Consider the following 26,371-nt stretch of genomic DNA (forward strand, 5'->3'; position numbering starts at 1 on the left):
GGGGCGCGCCCGTCGGCCTCACCTCGCGCGGAGCACGCAGAACTCGTTGCCCTCGGGGTCGGCCAGGACGACCCAGCTGACCTCCTGCTGACCGACGTCGACGCGGGTGGCGCCAAGGGCCTCGAGGCGGGCGACCTCGGTCGCCTGGGCATCCGGTGCACCCTCGGGGCCCTCGGGGCCCTCGGGCACGAAGTCGAGGTGCAGCCGGTTCTTCACCGTCTTCTTCTCGGGCACCGCGAGGAACAGCAGGCTCGGGTGCGTGTCAGCGTCGGGCGCGATCTCGTACTCGGCCTCCTCGCCCTCCTCGCTCTGGTAGGTGAGCTGCCAGCCGAGCGCCTCGCGCCACCAGTCGGCGAGGGCCTTGGGGTTCTCGGAGTCGACCACGATCTGTTCGAAGCGGAGTGCCATGGCGGTCAGATTACGCCTCGGCGAGCGCGGCGGGGAAGGCGTCGAGCCGCTTCGTCATGCAGATCACGAGAGGCTCGTCCTTCCAGTAGCCGTAGCAGTCGGTGCGCTGCCAGCCTTCGCTCGTGTAGAGAGCCACCGCCTCGGGCTGCATCCGGCCGACCTCGAGCTTCAGGATGCGCGTTCCGCCCGCCCGCGCGATCTCCTCCATCGCGGCCAGCAGCCGGCGCGCCACCTTCTGGCCGCGGGCGCTCTCGCGCACGTAGACCCGCTTGATCTCGGCCTCTGTGCTGTGCTCTTCACCCAGCGGACTCAAGGCGATGCAGCCGACCGGGATGCGGACGCCTGCGTCGCCCTGCGACTGCTCGGCCACCACCGCAGGCAGCCCCCCGTGCACCGAGGGGCCAGGGTCGTCGCTGGAGTACCGGCGCATGACATCTGCAACCTGCTCCGCTTCCAGCTCCCGGAAGGCCGGGTCGTCGGTGGTCGTGGTGCGCAGCGTGATCACGGCACCGATTCTCACACGGGCCACCGACGACGACCAGCAGGGGCGGGTCGGCTGTGCCAGGCGCCGGCCGAGCATCCGGAATCGACCGTAGGCTGGGGGCATGCCGCTGCCCGCCCTCGTCTCACCCGGCCCCGAGCTCACCCGCGCGGAGCTGCTGCGGTACTCGCGGCAGATCTCGCTGCCGCACGTCGGGGTCGACGGCCAGCGCCGGCTGAAGGATGCGCGGGTGCTCGTGCTCGGCGCCGGCGGCCTCGGCTCGCCCGTGCTGCAGTACCTCGCCGCCGCGGGCGTCGGCACCATCGGCATCGCCGACCACGACACGGTGGAGGTGTCGAACCTGCAGCGGCAGACGATCCACCCGGATGCGCGGGTCGGCGAACGCAAGGTCGCCTCCGCCGCCGCCGCGGTGCGCGCTCAGAACCCGCTCATCGAGGTGATCGAGCACGACGCCGAGGTCACCCCGGCGACCGTGCTCGAGCTGGTGTCGGAGTACGACATCGTGGTCGACGGCACCGACAACTTCGAGGTGCAGTACGTCGTCGACGCCGCCTGCGCTCTCGTCGGAAAGCCGCTCGTCTGGGGTTCGGTGCTGCGCTTCGACGGGCAGGTGACCGTCTTCTGGGCCACCGCGGGCGAGGGCCTTGACCGTACCCTGGACGACCTCTACCCCGAGCAGCCCGACGCCGACGCCGGCGAGACCTGCTCGGTCGCCGGCGTGCTCGGCCCGGTGTGCGCCGCGATCGGCGCCGTGATGGCGACCGAGACGCTGAAGCTGCTCGGCGGCTACGGCGAGCCCCTGCTCGGCCGACTGCTCGTGCACGACGCCCTCGACGCATCCTGGCGCGAGGTGCCGTTCGGCAAGGCGGCCAACCGCGACACCCCCGGCGCCCGGCGCACCCGTGGTGCCGCCAACATCGGCGAACCGTACAGCTTCACCAAGCAGGGCACCGGATCCTCGGGGCCTGCCACCGCCCTCTTCGAAAGGCAGTCCACCGTGACGTCAGACTCCGCCCCCACCCCGTCGATCACCGCTCCCGAGCTGAAGTCGCTGCTCGAGGCGCGCACGCGCGGGGAGGCCGACTTCGTGCTCGTGGACGTCCGCGAGATGTACGAGAACCAACTGGTCGCCATCGAGGGCGCCGAGCTGGTGCCGCTCGGGCAGATCCTGAGCGATCAGGCGCGCGAGATCCTGCCGCCGCAGGAGAAGGTCATCCTGCACTGCCACCACGACGCCCGGTCGCAGCAGGCCGCGGCTCTGCTGCGCGCGAACGGGTGGGAGGACGTCACGTTCGTGCAGGGCGGCATCGACGCGTGGTCGCGCGAGGTCGACCCGTCGGCGCCGCGGTACTGAGCGCCGGGGCGCGTCGCCGCGCCTGAACGCGGTGCCGCGCTTGAGAACGTCGCGCATCGCGGCGACTGAGCGCGCCCGCGCGGCGCGGCGGGGTCAGCCGCCGGCGAAGGGCGGGAGGACGTCGAGGGTGTCGCCGTCCGCGAGTGCGGTGCGGGGGTCGGTCGTGGCGCGCCCGTTATGGAGGTAGGAGCAGCGGTCGAAGACCGCGGCGGCGGCACGCGCATCCTGAGCCCTCGACGCGAGGGCACCGACGAGCTCGCCGATCGTCGCGGGTACGGGATCGATGCGCTCCTCCGCCGTGCCGACCGCAGCCTTGGCCGCGGCGAAGTACCTCACCTGGATGCTCACGTCAGCCTCCGATCGCGCTCATCGGGCGGTCGGGCTGCTCGAACCCGGCCGAGTTCATGTTGTGCCCCGACGGCTTCGCCCACATCGCGCCGCGCCACAGGTCGGCCAGCTCGCGGTCGTCGGCTCCGTCGCGGAGGGGCCCGAGCAGGTCGGTCTCGGTGTGCGAGAACAGGCAGCTGCGCACGGCGCCCTCGGCGGTGAGCCGCGTGCGCCGGCAGTCGGAGCAGAACGGCTCGCTCACCGAGGCGATGATCCCGACGAGGCCGAGCATCGGCCCGTCCGGGCCGGCGGTGCGCTCCCGCACCTGGAACAGCTCGGCCGGGGCGCCGTCGCGCGGCGCCTCGTCGGGGCTCAGCAGGTAGCGCACGCTCAACCGTTCGCGGATGCCGTCGGCCGTGATCATCGAATCGCGGTTCCAGACGTGGTCGGCGTCGAGCGGCATCTGCTCGATGAAGCGGAGCTGGTGGCCTCCGGCGAGCGCCCACTCGAGCAGCTCGACGGCCTGGTCGTCGTTGATGCCGGGCATCAGCACGGCGTTGATCTTGGTGGAGACAAGCCCGGCAGCGCCCACGGCGTCGATACCCGCGAGCACCCGGCTGAGGAAGGGCCGCCGCGTGATCTTCGCGAACGTCTCGGGCTCGATCGAGTCCAGCGACACGTTGATGCGGTCGAGGCCGGCTTCGGCGAGCGCCTCCGCCCGGCTCGAGAGGCCGATGGCGTTGGTCGTCATGGAGATCTCGGGGCGCGGCTCGAGTGCGGCCACGGCGCGGATGATCTCGACCAGGTCCTTCCGCAGCAGCGGCTCTCCCCCGGTGAAGCGCACCTGGCGCACCCCGAACTCGGTCACGGCGATTCGCGCGAAGCGGGTGATCTCGTCGATCGACATCAGCGACGGCGGCGCCAGGAACGGCAGGCCCTCCGCGGGCATGCAGTACGTGCAGCGGAGGTTGCAGCGGTCGGTGAGCGAGATCCGCAGGTCGGTGCTGCTGCGGCCGAAGCGGTCGATCAGCCCGGCCTCGTCGGGCCGGTCGCTCGGCAGCATGACAGCGCCGCGCGGCTTTGCTGTTGAGCCGTCCGTCCTCATGCCGGCGATGCCGATCACGGACGATTCGGCGCTGCCGACCGTCGGCGACCCCGCGGCCGCGGAACCCGCACTCGGCGCCCGCTTCACCACCGGGATGCCCAGACCGACGCTCATGCCTCCACCCTAAGCGCTCCGGATGCCCGCCCGGCCGTCCCTCCCGGTACCACCCGACCCTCACCTCCTGCGCGCGATCGCGCCCGGATCGAGTGCAGAGGTGGTGCCTTGGGTGCGGCGACAGGGGATGAGCTCGAGAGCGCGGGCTGATGGGGCGGACGGAACATGCCCGGTATTCGGCACGAACGCCCGCAGCGGTGGGTGAGGGCGGCAACACCGATCGTCGGAGCATCACCAGGTGCTTCCACCCGCGCGGTCGGATAGGAGCGGGATGGCGGCGGGCATCGGGCCCACTGGCGGTCCAGTCGCGGCGAGCTGACGCGGGCATGGGGGCCACTGGCGGCCTAGTAGCGAAGAGCTGACGCGGACATGGGGACACCGGCGGTCGGGTCGCGACGATGCGGCGGCGGGCATGGGGCACACTGGGCGTATGCGAACCATCGAGGAGCATCGCCGCGAGATCATCGCGCTGCTGGGCGGCGTCGCCCCCACCGCCGAAGCGGAGGAGCTGAGCGTCTCCGCCACCGAGATGGCCGCCCATCCGGAGCGCTACGCGCACCGGGTCCTCGCAGCCGATCTGATCGCCCCGTCGAGCCTTCCCGCCTTCGACAACTCGCAGATGGACGGGTACGCCGTGCTGTCGGGCGACCTCGCCTCGGCTCGCGCCGATGCCCCCGCCGCTTTGGCCGTCGCACCCCGGATCGCGGCGGGCGACGCCTTCGGCACGCATGCTCCGGGCACGGCCACCCCGATCATGACCGGTGCCCCTGTGCCCGAGGGCGCCGACGCGGTGGTGCAGATCGAGAAGGCCGACCCGCCGGCGTTCTTCGACGACGACGACATCGATCGCACGGTCTCCTTCACGGCCACGGTGCCCGAGGGCCTGTTCGTGCGCGCAGCCGGCAGCGACGTGGCCCGCGGCGATGTGCTGCTCACCGCCGGAACCCTGCTCGGCCCGGCCCACTACGGCGTGATCTCGGGAACCGGCGCCACCGCGGTCTCGGTGCGGCGACGACTGCGGGTGCTGCTCGTGTCGACGGGTCACGAGATCCGCGAACCCGGCTCGGCGCTTCAGCCGGGACAGATCTTCGACGCCAACTCCTCCGCACTCACCGCGGCGCTCCTCGCCACCGGCTGCACGGTGACGCCCCTGCCCTGCCGTTCCGACGACGCGGACGACCTTCTGGCTCTGCTGCAGCGCGAGTCGACCGCCGTCGATGTGATCCTGACGGTCGGCGGGGTGAGCGCCGGTGCCCGCGAGGTCGTGCGGGACGCCCTGGGCCCCCTCGGGGTGGAGTTCATGAAGGTGGCGATGCAGCCGGGTGGGCCGCAGGGGTTCGGGGTCGCGTCCATCCCGGGAGCGGAGGGACGAGCATCCGTCGACCGCCCCGTGATCAGCCTGCCGGGCAACCCGGTGAGCGCGTTGGTGTCGTTCGAGGCGATCGTGCGTCCCGCCCTGCTGGCGGCCGTCGGCGCGAGGGCGACGTCGCGCGAGCTGCGGCGTGGTGTGGTGACCGAGGCGTTCGACTCGCCACCGAACCATCATCAGCTGCGACGCGGCCTCGTGCGCGAGGATGGCACGCTGGAGCTCGTCGGCGGGCCGTCCAGTCATCTGCTGCACTCGTACGCGGGCTCGACCGTGCTCGTGCACGTTCCCATCGGCGTCTCGTCGGTCTCCGCCGGCGACGAACTCGACTACTGGAGGATCGATGGCTGACGGTTCAGAGCTCACCCACGTCACCGCCGACGGTTCGGCCCACATGGTCGACGTGTCGGACAAGGCGGTCACGAAGCGCATCGCCAGCGCGCAGGCCGTGCTGCACACGCGACCGGACGTGATCAAGATGCTCGCGGACGGCTCCCTCCCCAAGGGTGAGCCGCTGGCGGTCGCCCGGGTCGCCGGGATCATGGCCGCGAAGCAGACCTCCGCACTCATCCCGCTGTGCCATCCGCTGCCGATCTCGGGGGTGACGGTCGACTTCGAGATCGCCGAATCCACCGTGCGGATCATCACCTCGGTGAAGACCACCGGGGTCACCGGCGTGGAGATGGAGGCGCTCACCGCCGCCTCGGTCGCGGCGCTGACCGTGTACGACATGATCAAGGCCGTCGACCGCGCCGCGCGGGTGACGGACACCGAGGTGCTGTCGAAATCCGGCGGCGCGAGCGGCGATTGGAGCCGGCAATGACGCACCACGAGCATCCGCACGACCACGACCACACTGAGGACGACGGGCACGACCACACCGGCGACCATGGGCCCGGCCACGCAGACGGGAACGGTACCGCCGGACTGACCCCCACCGCGCCCGGTTCGGAATCCACCGACGGCGACGGGGCCGGCGCGCACCGCACCGCCCGCGTCGTCGTCGCCTCGAACCGAGCGGCCGCCGGCGTCTACGACGACACCACCGGACCCGTGATCGAGCGCTGGCTGCAGGAGCGCGGATGGGCCGCCTCCGTCGATGTCGTGCCCGACGGCGAACCCGTGGGCGCGGCGCTCCGCGATGCCGTCGGCGCCGGCGTCGACCTCGTCGTCACGACGGGCGGCACCGGTGCCTCGCCCACCGACCGCACGCCCGAGCAGACCCGCGCCGTGATCGACTTCGAGGTGCCGGGCATCGCCGAGGAGATCAGGCGGGTCGGCGCCCCTCACACCCCGAAAGCCGTTCTCTCGCGGGGCATCGCAGGCGTGGCCGGCCGCACCGTGATCGTCAACCTGCCCGGGTCGAGCGGCGGTGTGCGCGACGGCCTCGGGGTGCTGGACGGGGTGCTCGTTCATCTCGTCGATCAGATCCATGGAGGCGATCATGCCCGCACCGACTGACATTCCTTCATCTTCGGGCCGATCTGTGGAGAACCGCGTCGTCGTCGCGAGGATCGCGGAGAAGACGATCACGATCGACGAGTGCTCCGACGCCGTCGAGGACGCGACCTCGGGAGCGGTCGTGACCTTCGCCGGGGTGGTCCGAGACCACGACGAGGGCCGGGGCGTCACGGCGCTGAGCTACACCGCTCATCCGACGGCCGCCGACGCGATCCGCGCGTCGGCGCTGCGCATCGCCGCCGCGCATCCGGAGACCCGCGTCGCAATCGTGCACCGCACGGGCGATCTCGTCGTGGGCGACCTCGCGCTCGCCTGCGCGGTCGCGTCGGCGCACCGGGGTGACGCCTTCGCCGCCTGCGCCGAGCTCGTGGACGACGTGAAGAAGACCGTTCCCATCTGGAAGGAACAGGCCTTCGACGACGGCACGACCGAGTGGGTGGCCTCGCTCGGCTGACCGCCGCTCCACTCCTCCACAGGCAGGGCATCCGTTCGAGTTACCCCCAAAACGGGCCGTTTTACATCTCAGACACATTGCTGAGGTTCACTGGGTCCTGCAGCAACTTCGAACGGAGCACCACGTGGACCTCAACACCGTCGCCACCATCACCCCGGCACGCTCGCGCGACGATCTCTCGCTTCTCAGCAGCGACGTCGCGCCGCTCGCGGGTGGCTCGTGGCTCTTCTCCGAGCGGCAGGACGAGTTGACGGCCCTCGTCGACCTGATGACTCTGGAGTGGCCGTCGCTCACGGTGACCGACGACGGGCTGGAGATCGCCGCGACCTGCCGGCTGGCGGAGCTCGCCGAGCTGCCCGACGCGTGGGGGTGGGGCGTGCATCCGCTGTTCTTCCAGTGCTGCACAGCGCTCCTCGGCTCCTTCAAGGTGTGGAACGTCGCGACCGTGGGCGGCAACATCTGCGCCTCCCTGCCGGCCGGGCCCATGACCTCCCTGTTCTCCTCGCTCGACGCCGAAGCCCTAATCTGGCGGGCTGACGGCACAGACGAGCGGATGCCCGTGGCCGACTTCGTCACGGGCAACGGGCGGAACGCCCTCCGTGCGGGCGATGTACTCCGTTCTCTGCACGTGCCGCGGCACGCTCTCGAGGGGCGAACCGCCTACCGCAAGATCGCACTGTCACCGATCGGACGATCGGGGGCCGTCATCGTGGGGCGGCTCGATCGCGACGGCTCGTTCGTGCTGACGGTGTCGGGGGCGACGGTTCATCCGGAGCAGGTGCGATTCGCGTCGATTCCCGGGCGCTCGGAGCTGGCCGAGGCCGTCGGGGCGATCGATTCGTGGTTCACCGACCCGCACGGCCCGGCGGACTGGCGGCGGGGCGTGTCGCTGCTGTTGGCCGAGGAGATCCGGGTGGAGCTGGGTCTGCCGCCGGGCGAGGCCCCGCTGAGCGACTACACGACGGTGCGGCCGGCGAGCGCGACGATGGCGGAGGCGCCCGCTGAAGCGGTCGGCGGCGCTGCGACGGCTGACGGAAAGACGAGCACGAGCGACGAGACGACGAGCGGGGACGCGCGATGAGATTCATCATGAACGGCGAGCAGCACGAGGCCGAGCCGGTCGCCGGGCAGTGCCTGCGCACCTTCATCCGTGACCAGGGGCACTTCGAGGTGAAGAAGGGCTGCGACTCGGGCGACTGCGGTGCCTGCTCGGTGATCGTCGACGGCACCCCCGTGCACTCGTGCGTGTACCCCGCGTATCGCGTCGAGGACCGAGTGGTGACGACGGTGGCCGGCCTCGGCGACCCCGATGACCTGAGCGCGATGCAGCAGAGCTTCGTCGACCACGCCGGATTCCAGTGCGGCTACTGCACGGCGGGCATGGTCGTCACCGCGTCGACGCTGAAGCCCGAGCAGCTCGACGACCTTCCGCGACTGATGAAGGGCAACCTCTGCCGCTGCACCGGGTACCGGGCGGTTGAGGAGTCGATCCGTGCAGGTGTCTGCGCCGGCGCTGGTCTCGCCGATGGGGCCACGCCCGCGCCGGTCGAGGGGCGGCTCATCACGACCAAGTCCGGCCGTCACGCCCGCGCGGCCGGCGCCACCGACGTGGAGCCGGAGATGTTGACGTCGGGGCCGGGTTCGACGCTGCCCACGGGGACGTTGCCTGCTGCCACCGTGTCGGAGGCGGTCGAGCCGCCGGCGAGCATCGCCACGCCCCGCACGGTCGGCACCTCGGTGGGCGCGCCCGCCGGGCGGCGGATCGTGACGGGGCTGGAGCCGTACACGCTCGACGTCGCCGTGCCCGGTGTCACCCACCTCAAGCTGCTGCAGTCGCCGCACGCCCACGCGCGCATCCTGTCGATGGACACCAGCGCCGCCGAGGCGCTTCCCGGTGTGCACGCGGTTCTGACCGCCGCCGACTCCCCCGAACGGCTCTACTCGACCGCCCGGCACCAGTTCCGCACCGACGACCCCGACGACACCACCCTCTTCGACACCGTCGTCCGCTATCGAGGGCAGCGCATCGCCGCGGTCGTGGCCGACAGCATCGCGATCGCCGAGGCCGCCTGCCGGCTGATCGAGGTCGAGTACGAGGTGCTCCCGGCCGTGTTCGATCCCGAGGAGGCTCGGCAGCCCGGGGCTCCCCTGGTGCATGGCGACCTCGATCCGGTCGTCTCCCGCGTGGCCGAGCCCGAGCGCAACGTGATCGCCTCGGTGCACACCGAGATCGGCTCGGTCGCCGAGGCGGCGGCCGGAGCATCCGCCCATGTCACCGGCACCTGGCAGACTCATCGCGTCTCGCACGCGGCGCTGGAGACCCACGGCTCCGTCGGCTGGCTCGACGAGGACGGCCGGCTCGTCGTGCGGACGAGTTCGCAGGTCCCGTTCCTCGTGCGGGACGAACTCGCCTACATCTTCGGCCTCGAGCAGGACCGGGTGCGCGTCTTCACCGCCCGGGTCGGCGGCGGCTTCGGGGGCAAGCAGGAGATCCTGACCGAGGACGTCGTGTCGGCCGCCGTGCTGAAGACAGGGCTCCCTGTGCAGTTCGAGTTCACCCGCAACGACGAGTTCACGATCGCGCCGTGCCGGCATCCGATGCGCGTCTCGGTCGAGCTCGCGGCCGAGGCCGACGGCACACTCACCGCCATCGCGGTCGACGTGCTGAGCGACACCGGCGCCTACGGCAACCACGGCCCGGGCGTGATGTTCCACAGCGTCGGCGAGACGGTCAGCCTCTACAACGCCCCGAACAAGAAGGTGGATGCGGAGGTCGTCTACACGAACAACATCCCCTCCGGCGCGTTCCGCGGCTACGGGCTCGGGCAGGTGTCCTTCGCGATCGAGTCGGCGATGGATGAGCTCGCGCACGAGCTGGGCATGGATCCGTTCGAGCTGCGCCGACGCAACGTCGTGCGGCCCGGGCAGCAGCTGGTGGCCTCGCACGTCGAAGGCGACGACCTCGTCTTCGGAAGCTACGGCCTCGATCAGTGCCTCGACCTGACCGAGCAGGCGCTGCGGCGCGGCAACGAGGCCGAATTTCCGACGAGCTCGGGCTGGCGCCTCGGCACCGGTGTCGCTGCGGCGATGATCGCGACCATGCCGCCTCGCGGGCACTTCTCGACCGTGACGATGACGCTGGAGGCCGACGGGGGCTATCTCGCCGCGGTCGGCACGGCGGAGTTCGGGAACGGCACCACGACCGTCCACACGCAGATCGCGTCGAGCGTGCTCGGGACGACGGTCGACCGGATCCGCATCCGCCAGTCCGACACCGACGGCGTCGGCTTCGACACCGGCGCGTTCGGTTCGGCCGGTACCGTGGTGGCAGGCAAGGCCCTGCACTCGGCGGCCACCTCGCTGAAGGCGGCCGTGCTGCGCACCGCCTCCGAGATCGCCGGCGCGTGGAGCGAGGGCCACCTGGAGGCCGACGGAGTGCGGATCGGCGAGACGTTCGTGCCGCTGACCGACATCGCCGCGCGGGCCGGGGGCAGCCTCACGGCCACCGGGCAGGAGGACGGAGCGAAGCGGTCGATCGCGTTCAACGTCCACGGGTTCCGGGTGGCGGTGAACGAGCTGACCGGCGAGGTGCGCATCCTGCAGTCGGTGCATGCCGCTGACGCCGGCTTCGTGCTGAACCCGGCGCAGCTGCGGGGGCAGATCGAGGGTGGCGTGGCTCAGGCGATCGGCTCGGCGCTGTACGAGGAGATGATCATGAAGAAGGGCTTCGTCACCACGCAGGTCTTCCGGGCGTACCACCTGCCGCAGCTGGCCGACGTGCCGGTGAGCGAGGTCTACTTCGCCGAGACCGACGACAGCGTGGGGCCGTTCGGCGCCAAGTCGATGAGCGAGGCGCCCTACAACCCGGTCGCGCCGGCGCTGGCGAACGCCGTGCGCGATGCGCTGGGTGTGCGTCCCCACGAGCTGCCGCTCTCCCGTGACCGCGTCTGGCGCCTGGCCGCCGCAGCCCGCGAGCTCGTCGGGTAGCCGCCCTCTCCTGGTCCCGCCTGAAAGAACGACCTAGGGGCGCGCGGGGAGTGGGACGGGCGGGCGGAGCGCGCGGGCGGCTGCGGCGCGCACGGCGGCGGCAGCCTGGTCGAGCGCCCGCGTGCGCAGCTGCCACTGCTGCCAGTACAGCGGCACGTCGATGTACGCCCCGGGCGAGAGCTCGACCAGTCCCTCCGGCGGCCGCTGCAGGTCGGGGATCATCCCCCAGCCGAGCCCCAGCCGCACCGCCTCCACGAAGTCCGTCGAACCGGGCACGTAGTGCCGCGGCGGATCGAGCGAGGCCCCACCGGGCAGGGTGCGGAGGAAGCGGTGCTGCAGCTCGTCCCGGCGGTCGAAGACGACAATCGGCGCCCGGGAGAAGTCACGCGGCGAGTCGGCGAGCCAGCGCGACACGAAGGCGGGCGTCGCGAGCGGTTGGTAGCGCATGGCGCCGAGGAGCTCGGACGAGCATCCCTGCACCGGGGTCGCCGTCGCGCTGACCGCGGCCATCACGGCCCCGTCCCGCAGCAGTTCGGCCGTGTGCGACTCATCCTCCCGCACCAGCTCGAAGACGATCGAGTCGGCCAGCGGGGCGAGCGCGGGCAGCAGCCAGGTGGAGAGCGAGTCGGCGTTCACGGCCAGCGGAAGGCGCGCCGGCGACTGGGAGCCGGAGGTGTCGTCCCCGCCCAGCTCGTCCGAGACATCCGCCGTGAGCGCCTCGAGCTGGCGGGCCAGCCGGAGCACCGCCCGACCGGACTCGGTGGGAGCGACCGGTCGACTGCGGCGCAGCAGCACCCGTCCGGTCTCGCTCTCGAGAGCTTTGATCCGCTGAGACACGGCCGACGGCGTGACCGAGAGCACGCGAGCCGCCGCGTCGAACGACCCTTCGTCGACGGCAGCCCGGAGAGCCCGCAGGTGAGCGGAATCGAAATTCACATAAGCAATGCTAATGCAGCCCCAGGAACATTAGCTGGACCAGTGCGAGCAGCGCCGCCTACGGTCGAACTGTGACCGATCTCCTCCCCGTCCTCGCCGGCCTCGGCTTCGGCCTCTCGCTCATCGTCGCCATCGGTGCGCAGAACGCCTTCGTGCTGCGACAAGGACTGCTGAGGAAGCACATCCTGGCGGTGGTGGCGGTGTGCGCGCTGTCCGACGCCGTGCTGATCGCGCTCGGCATCAGCGGACTGGGACTGGTCTTCGAGCGGCTGCCGGTGCTGATGGTGATCGCCCGCGTCGCCGGGGCCGCCTTCCTGATCGTCTACGGATTCCTCGCCGCACGCCGGGCGCTGCGGCCGGCTGCGCTCGGCGAGGACGGCCCGAGATCGTCCGCGGGGCTCGCCGCCACGATCACCACCGCGCTGGCCCTCACCTGGCTGAACCCCCACGTCTACCTCGACACGGTGGTGCTGCTCGGCTCGGTCGCGAACTCGCACGGCGACGCCCGTTGGCTGTTCGGCCTGGGCGCGATGGCGGGCAGCGTCATCTGGTTCACGGCGCTCGGCTTCGGCGCGCGACTGCTGCAGCCGATCTTCGCCCGGCCGGGCGCCTGGCGGGTGCTCGACGGCATCATCGCCCTCGTCATGCTCGCGATCGCGGCGTCGCTCCTCCTCGGCCTCTGACGGCCCAGGCACACGCCCAGGCCCAGCCCTACCCCAGCAGCGCCGAGACCGCCCGCGACACCCCCCGCGCGACCGACGCCGACGACACCCGCACGAGCGACCCCTCCCGCACGACCTCCCGCCCGTTCACCAGCAGCAGCGTAAGCGGCGGCTGCGACCCAAGCGTCAGCGCCGCGACCGGGTCGACGATCCCCGCGTGGGCCACCCCGTCGACCTTCCACAGCGCCAGATCGGCCAGCTTCCCCACCTCGATCGACCCGATCTCCGCGTCGCGCCCGAGCACCCGCGCCCCGCCCATCGTGGCGATCCGCAGCCCGTCGCGGCCGGTCATCGCGGTCGCTCCGCCGCGCAGGCGATTGACGAGCACCGACATCCGGATCTCGGTTCCGAGCTCCCCCGACTCGTTCGACGCCGATCCGTCGACGCCCAGTCCCACCGGCACCCCGGCGGCGAGCAGCTGCGGGATCGGCGCGATCCCGGCGGCCAGCCGGGCATTCGACGAGGGGCAGTGCGCCACCCCGGTGCCGGTGGCCGCGAAGCGCGCGATGGCCGGTTCGTCGAGGTGCACGCAGTGCGCCATCCAGACGTCCTCGCCCAGCCAGCCGAGATCCTCCAGGTACTGGGTGGGCGTGCGCCCGAAACGAGCGAGGCAGAACGCGTCCTCCTCCACCGTCTCGCTGCCGTGGGTGTGCAGCCGCACCGAGCCGGGCAGACTCCGCGCGAGCACCGCGGCCTCGCGCAAGAGGTCGCCCGTCACCGAGAACGGCGAGCACGGCGCGATCGCGATCCGCACCATCGACGCGCGGGACGGGTCGTGGAAATCAGCCCCCGCATCCGCACTCGCCTGCAGCGCGGCCGCGGTGGTCTCGACGGCGAAGTCGGGCGGCAGACCGCCCTGCGAGGCGCCGAGGTCCATCGAGCCGCGCGTGCCGTGCAGGCGCACGCCGATCGTGGCGGCCGCGTCGACGATCGAGCCGAGGATGTCGCCACCGCCCCGCGGGAAGACGTAGTGGTGGTCGGCCATCGTGGTGCAGCCCGAGAGCGCCCCGACGGCGAGCCCACCGAGCGCACCCGGCCCGACGGTATCGGCCGTGATCCGCGACCAGGTCGGGTACAGCGCGGTCAGCCAGTCGAACAGGATGGCGTCCTGCGCGATCCCCCGCGTGAGCCACTGGTACAGGTGGTGGTGGGTGTTCACGAGCCCGGGGGTGAGCAGGTGGCCGGTCCCGTCGATGCGGGTGACGGATGCTCCCGCCGACCACGAGGCCGGCGCCGCCCCCGCCCCGACCGCCACGATGTCGGTGCCCTCGATCACCACGTGACCCGAGACGTGCTCGGTGCCGGCGGCGTCGACGGTGGCGACGTAGGCGTTCTCGATGATCGTGCGGGCGGGTTCGGTCACGAGAGACTCCGGATCTGGTCGGACGAGGAGGGAACAGCGGAACGGACGGCGGAGTGGATGGCGCCGCGCGTCTCCCGCAGCGGGGTTCCCGAGGCGCGGGTGCGCGCCGCGATCACCTCCGCGAGGATCGACACGGCGGTCTCCTCGGGCGACGACGCCCCGAGGTCGAGGCCGATCGGCGAGTGCAGCCGCGCCAGCGACTCCTCGGCGACGCCCTGCGCACGCAGCGCGGTGAGCCGCCGCTCGTGCGTCGCACGCGAGCCCATCGCCCCGACGTAGGCCACGTCGAGCGCCAGCGCCGCCTCGATCAGGGGCACGTCGAACTTGTCGTCATGGGTCAGGATGCACAGCACCGTGCGCTCGTCGACCGCGGTCTCGGCGAGGTAGTCGGTGGGCCAGCGGTTCACGACCTCGGCGGACGGGAAGCGCTCCGGGGTCGCGAACACCGGCCGGGCGTCGCAGACGGTGACGCGGTAGCCGAGCAGGGCGGCGGCGTCCGACAGCGCGATCGAGAAGTCGACGGCGCCGAAGACGATCATCCGGGCCGGGGGCGCACTGACGAGCAGCACCGTCTGCACGAGCTCGCCGTCGCAGTCGACCAGGCGGCGCGCCGAACGACCGCGGTGAACGGCCGCGACGAGCTCCGAGCGGATGCGCTGCCGCCGTGCATCCGGAAGCCCACCCGACCCGGCCGGATGCTCACCCGACGCCGTCAGCACCTCGACGGGCCCCGAGGGCGGCAGCACCAGCGCGAGACCCGCAGCCCGCCCGTCGCGCGCGAGCCGCAGCTCGTCGAGGAGCGGAGCGTCGTCGGTGTCGAGCGGACGCACGACCACCGTGAGCCGCCCGCCGCACGACAGCCCGACCGCGAAGGCGTCGTCGTCGGTGAACCCGAAGGTGCAGATCTCCGTGGCGCCCGACGCGAGCGCCGAGGTGCACGCGTCGTAGACCGCGCCCTCGACGCAGCCGCCCGAGATGCTGCCGATCACGCGACCGAGGTCGTCGACCGCCATCGAGGTGCCGAGCGCGCGCGGAGCACTGCCGTCGACCTCGACCACGGTGGCGACGGCGAGACGCCGGCCCTCGCCGAGGGCGTCGAGCAGAGCGGATGCCAGTTCGAGCATCACTCCACCTCCATCGACGCCGTGGCGCGTGGCGCGCGCCGCGTCATCAGCCTGACACATGACTCTGTTAGACAAAGCGCATGCTGATCATCACCGACGCCACGCGCATCCTGATCGACGCCGAGACCGAGCTCGAGGGCGACGAGGCCCGCCGCTTCGTGGTGAGCGAGACCGTGCCGACGAGCCGCACCGCGCCGAGCACCGACGCCACCGACATCACCCCGGCCACGAGCACCGAACACCTCGACGCCACCGGCTGCGTCATCACCCCGGGCCTCGTGAACGCCCACCACCACCTCCTGCAGACCGCGTTCCGAACCCTCCCGGGCACCCGCGGCGTGCCCATGCACGTCTGGCTGCCCACCATGGCCGCCGCGTATGCCGCGGTCGGCATAGATCCCGAGAGTGCCGATGTCGCCGCCCGCGCGGGAGTCGCCGAGGGCCTCCTCAGCGGCGTCACGACCATCGCCGACCACCACCTGAACTGGCCGGCCGGCGCGAGCACTGACGACACGGTGGCCATCGCCCGCAGCACCGCCGACGCGGCCCGCGGCCTCGGCGCCCGCCTGGCTTTCGTGCGCGGATCGGCCCGGGACGACCCCGAGCAGGCCGCGGCCTCCGCCGACGCCATCGCGACCGCCCTGCTGAGCGGGGCCGGCGACGGCGACGGGGTCACCGAGGACGGCCTGCTCCAGATCGCCGTCGGCCCCGCCGGTGTGCACAGTGACTCCGAGGCCACCTTCCGCCTCCTCGGCGAGGTCGCGGCAGCCCACGGCCTCCGCCGCCGCACCCAGGCGAACGAGCAGGTCGACGTCGCGATCGCGCTCGAGAAGTACGGCCGTCGCCCGATAGCCCTGCTCGAGGAGTGGGGCTGGCTCGCCGCCGACGTCACCGTCGCGCACCTCTGCGCCGTCACCGACGACGAGATCGCACTGCTCGCCGAACGCGGCGTCACCGCGACGCACGCCCCCGGCTGCGATCTGCCGATGGGCTGGGGCATCGCCCCGGTCGCCGCACTGCGGGAGGCCGGCATCCCCGTCGGCCTCGGCACCAGCGGCGGCGGCAGCAACGACGCCGGTCACCTGCTGGCGGATGCGCGGCTCGCCATGCAGGCCGCCCCCCTCGTCGGCCCGCCGCTCGATGCACGCACCGTGCTCGGCATGGCCACCGAGGGCTCGGCGACCGGCCTCGGGCGCCCCGAGCTCGGCCACCTGCGCCCCGGCGCCGCCGCGGATCTCTGCGTCTGGGACGTCACGGGCGTCGCCGACGCAGGGGTCGCCGACCCGGTCGCGGGGCTGCTCTGGACGAATCCCGGCCGGCGCCCGAAGCACGTGGTGGTGGCGGGCCGCGTCGTCGTGCGAGACTACGAGCTGGTCGGCCACGACGAGCGCGAGCTGGCCGCCCACGTGGCCGAGTTGCTGGCGGCGCGGCTGGGGTGAGGAAAGCTGCGCTGACCGGGCATCCCTAGGTCGTCTACACATATGTCTAACTAGTGACCGCGCCCACTACACGCGAGACGAGCGACCTCACAGCTCCAGCACCAGCCGCGGGCAGGCGGCGCGCGAGACGCAGATCATCATGACCTCGTTGTCCTCCTGCTCGGCCGGGGTGAGCACCGAGTCACGGTGATCCACCTCGCCCGAGACGACGGGGGTCTCGCAGGTGCCGCAGGTGCCCTCGCGGCACGAGGAGAGCACGAGTACCCCCGCCTCCTCCACGACGTCGAGGATCGAGCGGTCGGGCGGCACCTCGAGGGTCATCCCCGACAGCTCAAGCTCGACCTCGAACGACTCCTGGCGCACCGGCTCCGTGACCTCACGGGCCTCGAAGCGCTCGAGGTGCAGCGCGTCGGGCGGCCAGCCCGCGTCGAGGGCGACCTGCTCGAGCTCGGTCAGCATGCGCGCGGGGCCGCAGCAGTAGACGGCGACCGGTGCCGACGGCGTGCCGCCGCTCAGGGTCGACAGCACGAAGCGGTGGCCGAGCTCGGAGGTGTAGACCGAGACCCGGTCCCCGTAGGCGGCGACGAGCTCGTCGACGAAGGGCATCCGCTCGAGCGACCGGCCCGCGTAGGCGAGGGTGAACGGGATGCCCGCGGCGTCGGCCGCCCGCATCATGGGCAGCAGCGGGGTGATGCCGATCCCGCCGGCGACGAAGGCGTACGAACCGCCGGGCGGCACCGCGTGCAGCCCGAAGTGGTTCAGCGGGCCCCGGACGCGGAGGCGATCGCCCTCGCGAATGTGGGCGTGCAGGTGCTCGGAGCCGCCTCGACCGTCGGGCTCGCGCAGCACGGCGACCTCGTAGGAGTGACGGTCGGCCGGGTCGCCGCAGAGCGAGTACTGCCGCTCGACCCCGGGCTGCACCTCGACGTCGAGGTGGGCGCCGGGCTGCCACGGCGGCAGCTCCGATCCGTCGGCGGCACGCAGGGTCAGCAGCACGACGTCGGTGGCGACCGGCCGGGCGGAGGCCACCACGGCGTCGATCTCGGGCAGGGTCAGGGCGCTCATCCGGCCCTCCGCTCTTTGACGATGAACAGGTGGTACTCGCCGGCGACCGCCGAGCACCAGCGGTGCAGGGTGCCCCCGGCGTAGTGGATGGAGTCGCCAGGGCCGAGCTCGAAACTGCCCTCCTCGGCGAGGTCGACGAGCACCCGGCCGCTGACCACGTGCAGGAACTCGTCCTCCTCGTGGGTGTAGAACTCCCCCACCGAGACGTTCGAGCCGCGGAACTCCATCGGCACGAAGGGCACGTCGCCGTGCACCAGGATGCGCGCCTCACCACCCCCGAACGGACCCTGCGGGCCCTCCATCGAGCGCACGAGCGAGACCCGCTGGGTGGCGCCGCCCGGCACGAGGTCGTCGGTCGCGGCCGCGATGAGCTCGATCTGGCTCGAGCCGAGTGCGCGCGCGATGCGCTCGAGCGACACCATCGACGGTCGCGCCTGTCCGCGTTCGAGCTGCGAGAGGAACGGGTGCGAGAGCTCGGCGAGGCGCGCGAGCTCCACCAGCGTCAGGCCGCGGGCCTGCCGGAACGAGCGGATGCGCGCACCCAGGCGCTCGGTCTGCTCGTCGAGGGCGACGCTTCCGGTGGAGATGGCTGGTCCTCTCGTCGAGTGGCGGGCGGTGGAGCGGGGCGGGGACCGTGTGGTCACAGAGACAGTAACCACGAACGGCCGCCACAGCGAAATCGTGCGTGGACCCAATTAACATTCGGAAATGCTTGCGTTACCTGCCGGAAACGAGCCATCCGTAGCGTGGCCCCTGTTGAAGCCATCAACATTCCGAGCCGTGAGGAGCCCCCGATGTCCGTGCTCCCCCGAACCCTCCGGATGCTGCGCTCCGCGTCGCTGCCCGACGGCCGCCTCGTCGACGTCGAGCTCGACGGCGACACGGTGTCGGCCGTCCGTCCCGCCGGCAGCGGCGCCACGTTCGGCACCCCGTCCGACGGCACGCTCGACCTCGACGGCTTCCTGCTGCTCCCGGCTCCCGCCGAGCCGCACGCGCACCTCGACAAGGCCCTCTCCTGGGATCTGATCGACCCGCCGATGGGCGACCTCGGCCTCGCGATCGAGTCGTGGAAGCGCTACGCCGCCACCATGACCACGGCGTCCATCGCCGACCGGGCCCGCCGCCAGGCGCTCGCGATGCTGCAGAACGGCACGACCGCGATCCGCTGCCACGTCGACGTGCTGCACGACGACGGCACGGGCGACAACGACTCCATGCGCGGCGTCCGCGCCCTCGTCCAGGTGCGCGACGAGCTCGCCGGCCTCGTCGACCTCGAGCTCGTCGCCCTCGCGGGCCCGAACGCCACCGACGCCCAGGTTCATGAGGCGCTCGACCTCGGTGTGGACCTCGTCGGCGGCGCCCCGCACCTGGCCGACGAGCCCGACGTCGACCTCCGCCGCCTGCTCGCCATCGCGACCGACCGCGGCGTCGGCGTCGACATGCACACCGACGAGAGCCTCGGCGGCCCGATCACGATGGGCACCCTGACCGAGATCGTGCGGGAGTGGCCCGCGAGCCGCCCCGCGACGGCCGGGCACTGCGTGCGCCTCGGCACCCTCGAGCCCGTCGAGCTCGACGTGCTGATCGAGGGCATCCTGGCCGCCGACCTCGGCATCGTGACCCTGCCGATCACGAACCTCTACCTGCAGGGCTGGCAGCATCCGGTCTCGACCCCTCGCGGGCTCACCGCCGTGCGCGCCCTGCTCGACGCCGGTGTGCGACTCGGCGCGGGCGCCGACAACGTGCGCGACCCCTTCAACCCGGTCGGCCGCAGCGACGCGCTCGAGACCGCCTCCCTGCTCGTCACCGCCGGTCACCTCACCCTCGACGAGGCGTATGCCGCCGTGAGCACCGGCGCCCGCGACGTCATGCGGCTCCCGCGCGCCGGCGTCGAGGTGGGGGCGAAGGCCGAGCTGCTGGCGGTGCGCGCCGTCAACCTCTCGGATGCGATCGCCAACGCCTCGGCCGACCGCTACGTCATCCACGCCGGCCGCCTCGTCGCGGCCAGCTCGGTGAGCCACAGCATGGCGCCGATCGCGAGCCCGGCCCTCAGCCTGGCGGAACCAACCCCCGAACCATCCCCCGAGCCCCAGTACGAAACGAGGTGAGAAGCACCATGACCATCGCACCCCCCGAGGTCGCCCCCGCGACCACGACCGGTCAGCTGCTGCACTTCGAGGACGTCGCCATGACGTTCCCGAACGGCACGACCGCCCTCTCAGGCGTCGACCTGACCGTCAACCGCGGCGAGTTCGTCACCGTCGTCGGCCCCTCCGGCTGCGGCAAGTCGACCCTGCTGCGCATCGCCTCGGGGCTGACCCCCGCGACCGAGGGCGTGACCCAGGTCGACACGAGCCGCATCGGCTACGTGTTCCAGGATGCGACCCTGCTCCCCTGGCGCGACGTGCAGTCGAACGTCGAGCTGCTGGCCGAGCTGAACGGCGTGCCGAAGGCCAAGCGCCGGGCCACCGCCAAGGAGGCCATCGAGCTCGTCGGCCTCTCCGGATTCGAGAAGCACCTGCCGCGCACCCTCTCGGGCGGCATGAAGATGCGCACGAGCCTCGCCCGCAGCCTCACCCTCGACCCCGAGCTGTTCCTGTTCGACGAGCCGTTCGGCGCACTCGACGAGATCACCCGCGAGCGCCTCAACGACGAGCTGATCAAGCTCTTCACCGAGCAGCAGTTCGCCGGCCTGTTCATCACGCACTCGGTCTCCGAGGCCGTGTACCTCTCGACCAAGGTCGTCGTCATGTCGGGTCGCCCCGGCAAGATCGTCGACACCTTCCCCGTCGAGTTCCCCTTCCCCCGTGACCCCGAGATCCGGTTCACCGCCGAGTTCGCCGAACTCTGCGGCAAGGTCTCCCACGCCCTCCGAGAAGGCCACCACTGATGACCACGACGCCTCCCGCCCCGCCGAAGAACCGCACGCTGATGCGGCCCGCCACCGTGAAGAAGTCGCGGTCGAAGGCCATGACCTGGGTGCCGCCGATCGTGGTCTTCCTCGCCCTGCTCGGCATCTGGTACGCGATCACCTTCCTCGTGCTCGACGAGAAGCGCCGCTTCCTGATGCCCCCTCCGCACGAGGTCGTCGCCGCGTTCTTCGACCCGGCCACCTTCAGCGAGATCCTGGTCGCGCTCGGCCGCACCACCGCGGTCGCGCTCGTCGGCCTCGCGATCGCGATGGTCATCGGCATCGTCTGGGCGATCGCGATGAGCCAGGCGAAGTGGGTGGAGCGCTCGCTCTACCCCTACGCGGTGGTGCTGCAGTGCATCCCGATCCTCGCCCTCGTGCCGCTGATCGGCTTCTGGTTCGGCTTCGAGTACCCGGCCCGCATCATCGTCTGCGTGATGATCGCACTGTTCCCGATGGTCTCGAACACCCTGTTCGGCCTGCAGTCGGTCGACCCGGGCCAGCGCGAGCTGTTCCAGCTGCAGCGCGCCAACCGCTGGACCGTGCTGACCAAGCTCGAGTTCCCCGCCGCCCTGCCCGCGATCTTCGCCGGCATGCGCATCTCGGCCGGACTCGCCGTGGTCGGCGCGATCGTCGGCGACTTCTTCTTCCGCCGCGGCGAGCCGGGTCTCGGCTCGCTGCTCAGCACCTACACCGCCCGCCTGCGCTCGGCCGAGCTGTTCGCGACGATCTTCGTCGCGGCCCTGCTGGGAGTGGCGATCTTCGCCCTCTTCGGCTGGATCGGCAAGCGCGCGGTCGGCCGCTGGTACGACTTCTCGGCCTAGTTCCGGATGCCCGTACCGCCCCATCGACCCATCCGTCCCACCCCGCACCACAGCACCGTCACATTCCGCACCACCCCTAAGGAGATGTAATGCGCAGAACCCGATCCCGGCTCGTGCTCACGGCGGGCCTCGTGGCCGCCACGGCCGTCGCCCTCACCGCCTGTTCGAGCGGTGCCTCCAGCAGCGAGTCCACCCCCGCCTCCGACGCCGAGATCGGCTCGGTCGACCTCGCCGCCGCCGGCTGCCCCGCGAACGTCGTGCTGCAGACCGACTGGAACCCCGAGGCCGAGCACGGCCACCTGTACCAGCTGCTCGGCCCCGACCCCGAGATCGACGCCAGCAACAAGAGCGTCAGCGGCCCCCTCTACAGCGCGGGCGAGTACACCGGCGTCAACGTCGAGATCCGCTCCGGTGGACCGGCGATCGGCTTCCAGAGCGTGACCTCGATCATGTATCAGGACCCGGACATCATGCTCGGCTACGTCTCGACCGACGAGCAGATCCAGAACTCGGCCGACTTCCCCACCACGGGCGTCTTCGCCCCGCTGGAGAAGAGCCCGCTGATGATCATGTGGGATCCGGCCACCTACCCCGATGCGAAGAGCATCAAGGACGTCACCAGCAAGGGCGCCGTCGTGCGCTACTTCGCCGACTCGACCTACATGGAGTACCTGAAGGAGTCGGGCCAGGTTCCCGAGGCCCAGGCCGACGGCAGCTACGACGGCACCCCGGCGAACTTCGTCGCCGACCAGGGCAAGGCGGCCCAGCAGGGCTTCGCCTCGGCCGAGCCGTACATCTACGAGAACGAGGTCACGGACTGGATGAAGCCGGTCGACTTCCAGCTCATCAACGACACCGGCTGGGACTACTACCAGTCGGTGATGGCCACCCGCACCGGTGACCTCGAGGCGAACTCCGAGTGCCTGAAGGCCTTGGTGCCCGTGCTCCAGCAGGCCGAGGTCGACTACTTCGCCGACCCCGCGCCGGTCAACTCGATGATCCTCGACCTGGTCGACCAGTTCGACACCGGCTGGGTCTACTCGCAGGGTGTGGCCGACTTCTCGGTCAAGCAGATGATCGACCTCGGGCTCGTCTCGAACGGCTCGAACGACGCCATCGGCGACCTGGACGAGGCCCGGATGGCCTCGTTCTTCGACAAGGCCGTGCCGATCCTCGAGAAGATCGGCGCGACGCCGGCCGACGGCCTGACCGTCGAGGACATCTACACCAACGAGTTCATCGACACCACGATCGGCCTGAAGTAGCACCATGACGCATCCTCCCGTGACCACGGTCCAGCCCACCGGCACCGCCATCCCGAACCGGCTTCTCGGCAAGCGGATCGTGGTCACGGGAGGTGCGCGCGGCATCGGCGCCTCCATCGCCAGGCGCTCCGCCGCCGAAGGCGCCGAGGTCGTCATCCTCGACCGGCTCGTCGACGAGGGCACCGCCTTCGCCGACGAGACCGGCTGCCGGTTCGCCCCCGTCGACCTCACCGACCACGCCGGCACCGCCCGGGCGATGGGTTCGGCCATCGCCGAGCTCGGCGGCGTGGACGTGTTGGTCAACAACGCCGGCATCCTCCGCTTCTCCCCCCTGCTCGACATCTCCGTCGAGGAGTGGGAGGCCACGTTCGCCATCAACACCACCGCCATGCTCGTCACGACGCAGATCGCGGCCAAGGCGATGATCGCCGGCCCCGACCCCGTCGGCCCCCGCCGCGGCACGATCATCAACCTCGCGAGCATGGCCGGCAAGACCGGCGGTGCGGGCCAGGGGCACTACGCGGCCTCGAAGGCCGCCGTGATCGCCCTCACCCGGGTGACCGCCCTCGAGCTCGGGCCATCCGGCATCACCGCCAACTGCCTCTGCCCGGGGTACGTGCTCACCGAGATGGGTGCGGCCACCCGCACCGAGGAGGACGTGGCCCTCTGGTCGACCTACTCGCCGCTCGGCCGGCTCGCCGACCCCGCCGACGTCGCGGGCGTCGCCACCTTCCTCGCCTCGGACGACGCCGCCTACATGACCGGGCAGGCGCTGAACGTCACCGGCGGCATGATCATGCACTGACCTGAGCGCTCCTGCACCGACCGGGCTCCCGGTCACCTCGTCTTACCGCACCGCACGCACGCACGCACGCACGCACGCATCTGAAGGACCACCATGACCATCTCCCCCACCACCGCACCGACCACCGGCGACATCGCCGGCCTCGCCAGCGAGCTCACCGCCCTGCTCGGCGAGCGGGGCGTGACCACCGAGCTGCGCGGACGCGAGAAGGCCTCGGTCGACGGCGCGAAGATGTCGCCGATCCTCGCCGCCCAGCTGCCGCTCGGGCTCGCCGACCTCGTCGCCTTCCCCACGAACGCCGAGCAGATCGCCGAGGTCGTCGCGGCCGCCGTGCGGCACGGCGTGGGCGTCACCCCGCGCGGCAAGGGCACCGGCAACTACGGCCAGGCCATCCCGCTCGAGGGCGGGCTCGTGCTCGACGTCTCGAAGGCGCGTGCGATCGTGTCGGTCGAGGAGGGCCGCCTGACGGCCGAGGCCGGCGCCACGATGGTCGCGATCGAGCAGGCCGCGCGCGAGACCGGCCAGCAGATCCTGATGTACCCCTCCACCGCGCAGTCGTCGATCGGCGGCTTCCTGTCGGGCGGCTCCGGCGGCACCGGCTCGATCAGGCACGGCTCGAACATGAGCGGCGACTACGTGCTCGCCCTCGACGTGGTGCACGCCGCCCCCGAGGCCGCACTCGTGCACGTCGAGGGGGCGGATGCTCAGCCCTACGTGCACACCTACGGAACCGCGGGCATCATCGCCCGCGCGACCATCGCGCTCGAGCCCATGCAGGAGTGGGTCGGCTTCTACGCCAGCTTCCCGACCTTCGAGCAGGCGACCTCGGTCATCCGCCAGATCGGCTGGCTCGAGCCGACGCCGCGCCTGGTCTCGGCCGACCTGCCCGAGATCGCCAACGCGCTGCCCGCCGACCCCGCCATCCCGCACGACCGCGCCTCGCTCCGCGCCATCCTCGACGTCGCCTCGCTCGACGCCGCCCGGGTGCTCGTCGAGGGCGCCGGCGGCACGGTCGAGGACGTGCGCGAGGGCCCGCAGGCCACCGTGAAGATCTCGATGCTCTCGTACAACCACCCGATCGAGTGGCTGCAGAAGTCCACCGACGAGCCCTACTTCCACGTCGAGGTCTCGGGCGCCGCGCTCGTCGAGCGACTCGACGAGGTGCACCAGGTCTACCCCGGCGCCATGCTGCACATCGAGGCCCAGCGCGACCACCCGATCGGGATGCTCGCCGCTCCCTACATCAGCCCCGAGGCCGTCTACGCGGGCTTCGACCGCCTGCTGGCGATCGACGTCGGCTACCACTCGCCGCACCAGTGGTACGTCGACCACAAGGTCGACCGGGTGCGGGCCCTCGCCGCGAAGACCGACCCGCAGGGCCTCCTCAACCCGGGCAAGCTGCCGCCCGAGGGCGTCGTCACCGGCCCGGAGAAGCACTCATGAGCATCCGTTCCCGACGCCTCGTCGAACTCTCGGGCACCGCTGCCGAGGCCGCCCTGTCGGAGGACTCGGTGATCGTGCTGCCCACCGGCGCGATCGAGTTCCACGGGCCGCACCTGCCGCTGATGACCGACTACCTGATCGCCGACGCTATCGCGAACGCCTCGGTCGAACGAGCGGCCGCCGACGGCCTCGACGTCTGGGTGCTGCCGACCCTCGCCTACACCAAGAGCGACGAGCACCACTGGGCGCCCGGCACGATGTGGATCAGCTGGGACACGCTGATGCAGACCGTCGTCGAGCTCGGCAACTCGATCGCCGCGACCCCGGCGAAGAAGCTCGTCTTCTTCAACGGGCACGGCGGCAACCTCGCGCTGCTCCAGGTCGCCTGCCGGGAGCTGCGCCGCCGCTTCGGGCTGCAGACCTTCCTGATGGGCGCGACCGTGCCGGCCGGGGCACACGACGGGCCCGAGGAACTGGGGCTCGGCATCCACGCCGGGCACTCCGAGACCTCGCTCGTGCTGCACCTCCGGCCCGAGCTGGTCGACCTCTCGGTCGCCGAGCGGAGCGTTCCCGCGCACCTCGCCGACTACGAGCACATCGGCTTCAAGAAGCGGGTCACCTTCGGCTGGCTGTCGAACGACTTCTCGACCAACGGCACGCTCGGCGACCCGACCGGGGCGACCGCCGAGTACGGCGCCGAACTGTTCGAGGCGGCGGTGAGCGACTCGGTCGCGGCCTTCGCCGAGATCGCGCGGTTCGACGCGGCGGGGCCGTCGGCCGCGGTCGCCCCGGTCCCGAGGTCGTGACTGCGCTCGACCCGGTCGCCGCACCCCCGGGCACGGCCGGCCCCGACGAGCTGCTCGCCGCCTGGCTGCCCTCGAACGACGACCCGGTGCGCCCGCTGATGACGCTCTCCACCGTCTCCCCCAGCGGGTATCCGGATGCCCGCACCGTGCTGCTCTCGGAGTACGACGACACCGGGCTGTACTTCCACACCGACTCCCGCTCGCGCAAGGTCGCCGACGTCACGGCGAACCCGCGGGTCGCGCTGACACTGCTCTGGCCGGGGCGGCAGCTCGTGGTGCAGGGTGACGCGTCGCCGTCCTCGGCCGACGAGCAGGCGTGGGCCTACGAGCACCGCTCGCGCTACCTGCAGCAGCTGTCGTGGCTGAACACGGCGTCGTTCGCCGCCCTCGACGGCGCGGCTCGGCTCTCGCAGTGGGCGGAGTTCGGGCACGAGCATCCGTCGCTCACCCCGCCGCCCACCTGGACCGGCTTCGTGGTGCGGCCCGTGCGGCTCACCTTCTGGGAGGGCGACCCCGACACGGCGAGCCGCCGCACCGAGTACCGGCGCGACGCCGCGGGCGCCTGGACGGCGTCGCTGCTGGCCGGCTGA

Annotated in this window: 26 protein-coding genes; 17 read left to right on the forward strand and 9 right to left on the reverse strand. The window is 71.7% G+C overall.

All coding sequences use genetic code 11. The annotated features are described in order from the left end of the window. Nucleotides 1-18: 18 nt before the first annotated feature. Together HQQ85_RS05885 and HQQ85_RS05890 are read right to left on the reverse strand one after the other, a co-directional pair. A complete protein-coding gene (locus HQQ85_RS05885; protein WP_173181508.1) occupies nucleotides 19-408 on the reverse strand; it encodes a VOC family protein in 390 nt (129 codons plus the stop codon). A 10-nt stretch (nucleotides 409-418) separates the two neighbouring features. Then, nucleotides 419-913, reverse strand: coding sequence for a GNAT family N-acetyltransferase (locus HQQ85_RS05890; protein ID WP_173181509.1), 495 nt, complete (start codon nucleotides 911-913; stop codon nucleotides 419-421). A 100-nt stretch (nucleotides 914-1,013) separates the two neighbouring features. Here HQQ85_RS05890 and moeB point away from each other — a divergent pair, with 100 nt between their 5' ends. Beyond that, complete coding sequence (gene moeB / locus HQQ85_RS05895; protein WP_173181510.1) at nucleotides 1,014-2,264, forward strand: molybdopterin-synthase adenylyltransferase MoeB; 1,251 nt, start codon at nucleotides 1,014-1,016, stop codon at nucleotides 2,262-2,264. A 93-nt stretch (nucleotides 2,265-2,357) separates the two neighbouring features. Here the strand turns inward: moeB and HQQ85_RS05900 are convergent, their stop codons facing one another. After that, the gene (locus HQQ85_RS05900) at nucleotides 2,358-2,612 is read right to left on the reverse strand and encodes a MoaD/ThiS family protein (protein ID WP_371741779.1); all 255 of its coding nucleotides are present in this window, start codon (nucleotides 2,610-2,612) and stop codon (nucleotides 2,358-2,360) included. Nucleotide 2,613: 1 nt separating this feature from the next. Next, on the reverse strand, nucleotides 2,614-3,696 hold the full coding sequence (moaA, locus tag HQQ85_RS05905) for a GTP 3',8-cyclase MoaA (RefSeq protein WP_371741801.1): 1,083 nt from the start codon (nucleotides 3,694-3,696) through the stop codon (nucleotides 2,614-2,616). Between the two features lie 544 nt (nucleotides 3,697-4,240). Between moaA and glp the strand changes: the two genes are divergently transcribed. From glp to HQQ85_RS05935, 6 genes are all read left to right on the forward strand, one after another. Beyond that, the gene (gene glp, locus HQQ85_RS05910; protein WP_254069124.1) at nucleotides 4,241-5,527 is read left to right on the forward strand and encodes a gephyrin-like molybdotransferase Glp; all 1,287 of its coding nucleotides are present in this window, start codon (nucleotides 4,241-4,243) and stop codon (nucleotides 5,525-5,527) included. Continuing rightward, nucleotides 5,520-5,999, forward strand: coding sequence for a cyclic pyranopterin monophosphate synthase MoaC (gene moaC, locus HQQ85_RS05915; RefSeq protein ID WP_173181513.1), 480 nt, complete (start codon nucleotides 5,520-5,522; stop codon nucleotides 5,997-5,999). The genes glp and moaC overlap by 8 nt, the downstream gene beginning before the upstream one ends. After that, nucleotides 5,996-6,637: a molybdenum cofactor biosynthesis protein B gene (locus HQQ85_RS05920; protein WP_173181514.1), complete on the forward strand. Its 642-nt coding sequence runs from the start codon at nucleotides 5,996-5,998 to the stop codon at nucleotides 6,635-6,637. The genes moaC and HQQ85_RS05920 overlap by 4 nt, the downstream gene beginning before the upstream one ends. Then, entirely contained in the window at nucleotides 6,621-7,091 is a 471-nt protein-coding gene (locus tag HQQ85_RS05925; protein ID WP_173181515.1) for a molybdenum cofactor biosynthesis protein MoaE, read from the forward strand. The genes HQQ85_RS05920 and HQQ85_RS05925 overlap by 17 nt, the downstream gene beginning before the upstream one ends. 124 nt (nucleotides 7,092-7,215) lie before the next feature. Continuing rightward, nucleotides 7,216-8,172 (forward strand): FAD binding domain-containing protein, encoded by a 957-nt coding sequence (locus HQQ85_RS05930; protein WP_173181516.1) that lies wholly within the window; start codon nucleotides 7,216-7,218, stop codon nucleotides 8,170-8,172. Further along, nucleotides 8,169-11,078, forward strand: a complete 2,910-nt coding sequence (locus HQQ85_RS05935) for a molybdopterin cofactor-binding domain-containing protein (protein ID WP_173181517.1) — start codon at nucleotides 8,169-8,171, stop codon at nucleotides 11,076-11,078. The genes HQQ85_RS05930 and HQQ85_RS05935 overlap by 4 nt, the downstream gene beginning before the upstream one ends. A gap of 33 nt (nucleotides 11,079-11,111) precedes the next feature. Here HQQ85_RS05935 and HQQ85_RS05940 read toward each other — a convergent pair whose 3' ends face one another. Beyond that, on the reverse strand, nucleotides 11,112-12,014 hold the full coding sequence (locus tag HQQ85_RS05940; RefSeq protein WP_173181518.1) for a LysR family transcriptional regulator ArgP: 903 nt from the start codon (nucleotides 12,012-12,014) through the stop codon (nucleotides 11,112-11,114). 71 nt (nucleotides 12,015-12,085) lie between these two features. Between HQQ85_RS05940 and HQQ85_RS05945 the strand changes: the two genes are divergently transcribed. Further along, nucleotides 12,086-12,697: a LysE/ArgO family amino acid transporter gene (locus HQQ85_RS05945; RefSeq protein WP_173181519.1), complete on the forward strand. Its 612-nt coding sequence runs from the start codon at nucleotides 12,086-12,088 to the stop codon at nucleotides 12,695-12,697. Nucleotides 12,698-12,725: 28 nt separating this feature from the next. Here HQQ85_RS05945 and HQQ85_RS05950 read toward each other — a convergent pair whose 3' ends face one another. Beyond that, nucleotides 12,726-14,099 (reverse strand): 8-oxoguanine deaminase, encoded by a 1,374-nt coding sequence (locus tag HQQ85_RS05950; protein WP_173181520.1) that lies wholly within the window; start codon nucleotides 14,097-14,099, stop codon nucleotides 12,726-12,728. Then, nucleotides 14,096-15,223, reverse strand: coding sequence for an XdhC family protein (locus HQQ85_RS05955; protein ID WP_173181749.1), 1,128 nt, complete (start codon nucleotides 15,221-15,223; stop codon nucleotides 14,096-14,098). Before HQQ85_RS05955 ends, HQQ85_RS05950 begins: the two co-directional genes overlap by 4 nt. 80 nt (nucleotides 15,224-15,303) lie before the next feature. Between HQQ85_RS05955 and HQQ85_RS05960 the strand changes: the two genes are divergently transcribed. Further along, complete coding sequence (locus tag HQQ85_RS05960) at nucleotides 15,304-16,662, forward strand: amidohydrolase family protein (RefSeq protein WP_173181521.1); 1,359 nt, start codon at nucleotides 15,304-15,306, stop codon at nucleotides 16,660-16,662. An 87-nt stretch (nucleotides 16,663-16,749) separates the two neighbouring features. On the opposite strand, the gene HQQ85_RS05965 is transcribed toward HQQ85_RS05960, so the two are convergent. Continuing rightward, nucleotides 16,750-17,727 carry a PDR/VanB family oxidoreductase gene (locus HQQ85_RS05965; RefSeq protein ID WP_173181522.1) on the reverse strand — a complete coding sequence of 326 codons (978 nt, stop codon included), beginning with the start codon at nucleotides 17,725-17,727 and terminating at the stop codon, nucleotides 16,750-16,752. Further along, complete coding sequence (locus HQQ85_RS05970; RefSeq protein WP_216851426.1) at nucleotides 17,724-18,371, reverse strand: helix-turn-helix domain-containing protein; 648 nt, start codon at nucleotides 18,369-18,371, stop codon at nucleotides 17,724-17,726. Before HQQ85_RS05970 ends, HQQ85_RS05965 begins: the two co-directional genes overlap by 4 nt. A gap of 150 nt (nucleotides 18,372-18,521) precedes the next feature. Here HQQ85_RS05970 and HQQ85_RS05975 point away from each other — a divergent pair, with 150 nt between their 5' ends. The 8 genes from HQQ85_RS05975 (at nucleotide 18,522) to HQQ85_RS06010 (ending at nucleotide 26,371) form a co-directional block, all read left to right on the forward strand. Then, nucleotides 18,522-19,835: an amidohydrolase family protein gene (locus tag HQQ85_RS05975; RefSeq protein WP_173181523.1), complete on the forward strand. Its 1,314-nt coding sequence runs from the start codon at nucleotides 18,522-18,524 to the stop codon at nucleotides 19,833-19,835. 8 nt (nucleotides 19,836-19,843) lie between these two features. Then, the gene (locus HQQ85_RS05980; protein ID WP_173181524.1) at nucleotides 19,844-20,617 is read left to right on the forward strand and encodes an ABC transporter ATP-binding protein; all 774 of its coding nucleotides are present in this window, start codon (nucleotides 19,844-19,846) and stop codon (nucleotides 20,615-20,617) included. Next, entirely contained in the window at nucleotides 20,617-21,462 is an 846-nt protein-coding gene (locus tag HQQ85_RS05985; protein WP_173181525.1) for an ABC transporter permease, read from the forward strand. Before HQQ85_RS05980 ends, HQQ85_RS05985 begins: the two co-directional genes overlap by 1 nt. Before the next feature lie 89 nt (nucleotides 21,463-21,551). Then, a complete protein-coding gene (locus HQQ85_RS05990) occupies nucleotides 21,552-22,727 on the forward strand; it encodes an ABC transporter substrate-binding protein (protein WP_173181526.1) in 1,176 nt (391 codons plus the stop codon). A 19-nt stretch (nucleotides 22,728-22,746) separates the two neighbouring features. Then, a complete protein-coding gene (locus tag HQQ85_RS05995; protein ID WP_371741780.1) occupies nucleotides 22,747-23,532 on the forward strand; it encodes an SDR family NAD(P)-dependent oxidoreductase in 786 nt (261 codons plus the stop codon). A gap of 93 nt (nucleotides 23,533-23,625) precedes the next feature. Then, a complete protein-coding gene (locus HQQ85_RS06000; RefSeq protein ID WP_173181527.1) occupies nucleotides 23,626-24,975 on the forward strand; it encodes an FAD-binding oxidoreductase in 1,350 nt (449 codons plus the stop codon). Then, nucleotides 24,972-25,781 (forward strand): creatininase family protein, encoded by an 810-nt coding sequence (locus HQQ85_RS06005; protein WP_173181528.1) that lies wholly within the window; start codon nucleotides 24,972-24,974, stop codon nucleotides 25,779-25,781. Before HQQ85_RS06000 ends, HQQ85_RS06005 begins: the two co-directional genes overlap by 4 nt. Beyond that, complete coding sequence (locus tag HQQ85_RS06010) at nucleotides 25,778-26,371, forward strand: pyridoxamine 5'-phosphate oxidase family protein (protein ID WP_173181529.1); 594 nt, start codon at nucleotides 25,778-25,780, stop codon at nucleotides 26,369-26,371. Before HQQ85_RS06005 ends, HQQ85_RS06010 begins: the two co-directional genes overlap by 4 nt.

It is taken from the genome of Herbiconiux sp. VKM Ac-2851, assembly GCF_013205105.1.
Classification (GTDB): Bacteria; Actinomycetota; Actinomycetes; order Actinomycetales; family Microbacteriaceae; genus Herbiconiux; species Herbiconiux flava.

Bases quoted from the DNA above. Each gene is read 5' to 3' on its own strand.
- HQQ85_RS06000 (WP_173181527.1), top strand. From the start codon at position 23,626: ATGACCATCTCCCCCACCACCGCACCGACCACCGGCGACATCGCCGGC.
- HQQ85_RS05920 (WP_173181514.1), top strand. From the start codon at position 5,996: ATGACGCACCACGAGCATCCGCACGACCACGACCACACTGAGGACGAC.
- HQQ85_RS05960 (WP_173181521.1), top strand. From the start codon at position 15,304: ATGCTGATCATCACCGACGCCACGCGCATCCTGATCGACGCCGAGACC.
- moaA (WP_371741801.1), bottom strand. From the start codon at position 3,696: ATGAGGACGGACGGCTCAACAGCAAAGCCGCGCGGCGCTGTCATGCTG.
- moaC (WP_173181513.1), top strand. From the start codon at position 5,520: ATGGCTGACGGTTCAGAGCTCACCCACGTCACCGCCGACGGTTCGGCC.
- HQQ85_RS05885 (WP_173181508.1), bottom strand. From the start codon at position 408: ATGGCACTCCGCTTCGAACAGATCGTGGTCGACTCCGAGAACCCCAAG.
- glp (WP_254069124.1), top strand. From the start codon at position 4,241: ATGCGAACCATCGAGGAGCATCGCCGCGAGATCATCGCGCTGCTGGGC.
- HQQ85_RS06005 (WP_173181528.1), top strand. From the start codon at position 24,972: ATGAGCATCCGTTCCCGACGCCTCGTCGAACTCTCGGGCACCGCTGCC.
- HQQ85_RS05985 (WP_173181525.1), top strand. From the start codon at position 20,617: ATGACCACGACGCCTCCCGCCCCGCCGAAGAACCGCACGCTGATGCGG.
- moeB (WP_173181510.1), top strand. From the start codon at position 1,014: ATGCCGCTGCCCGCCCTCGTCTCACCCGGCCCCGAGCTCACCCGCGCG.
- HQQ85_RS05965 (WP_173181522.1), bottom strand. From the start codon at position 17,727: ATGAGCGCCCTGACCCTGCCCGAGATCGACGCCGTGGTGGCCTCCGCC.
- HQQ85_RS05935 (WP_173181517.1), top strand. From the start codon at position 8,169: ATGAGATTCATCATGAACGGCGAGCAGCACGAGGCCGAGCCGGTCGCC.
- HQQ85_RS05980 (WP_173181524.1), top strand. From the start codon at position 19,844: ATGACCATCGCACCCCCCGAGGTCGCCCCCGCGACCACGACCGGTCAG.
- HQQ85_RS05955 (WP_173181749.1), bottom strand. From the start codon at position 15,223: ATGCTCGAACTGGCATCCGCTCTGCTCGACGCCCTCGGCGAGGGCCGG.
- HQQ85_RS05925 (WP_173181515.1), top strand. From the start codon at position 6,621: ATGCCCGCACCGACTGACATTCCTTCATCTTCGGGCCGATCTGTGGAG.
- HQQ85_RS05990 (WP_173181526.1), top strand. From the start codon at position 21,552: ATGCGCAGAACCCGATCCCGGCTCGTGCTCACGGCGGGCCTCGTGGCC.
- HQQ85_RS05975 (WP_173181523.1), top strand. From the start codon at position 18,522: ATGTCCGTGCTCCCCCGAACCCTCCGGATGCTGCGCTCCGCGTCGCTG.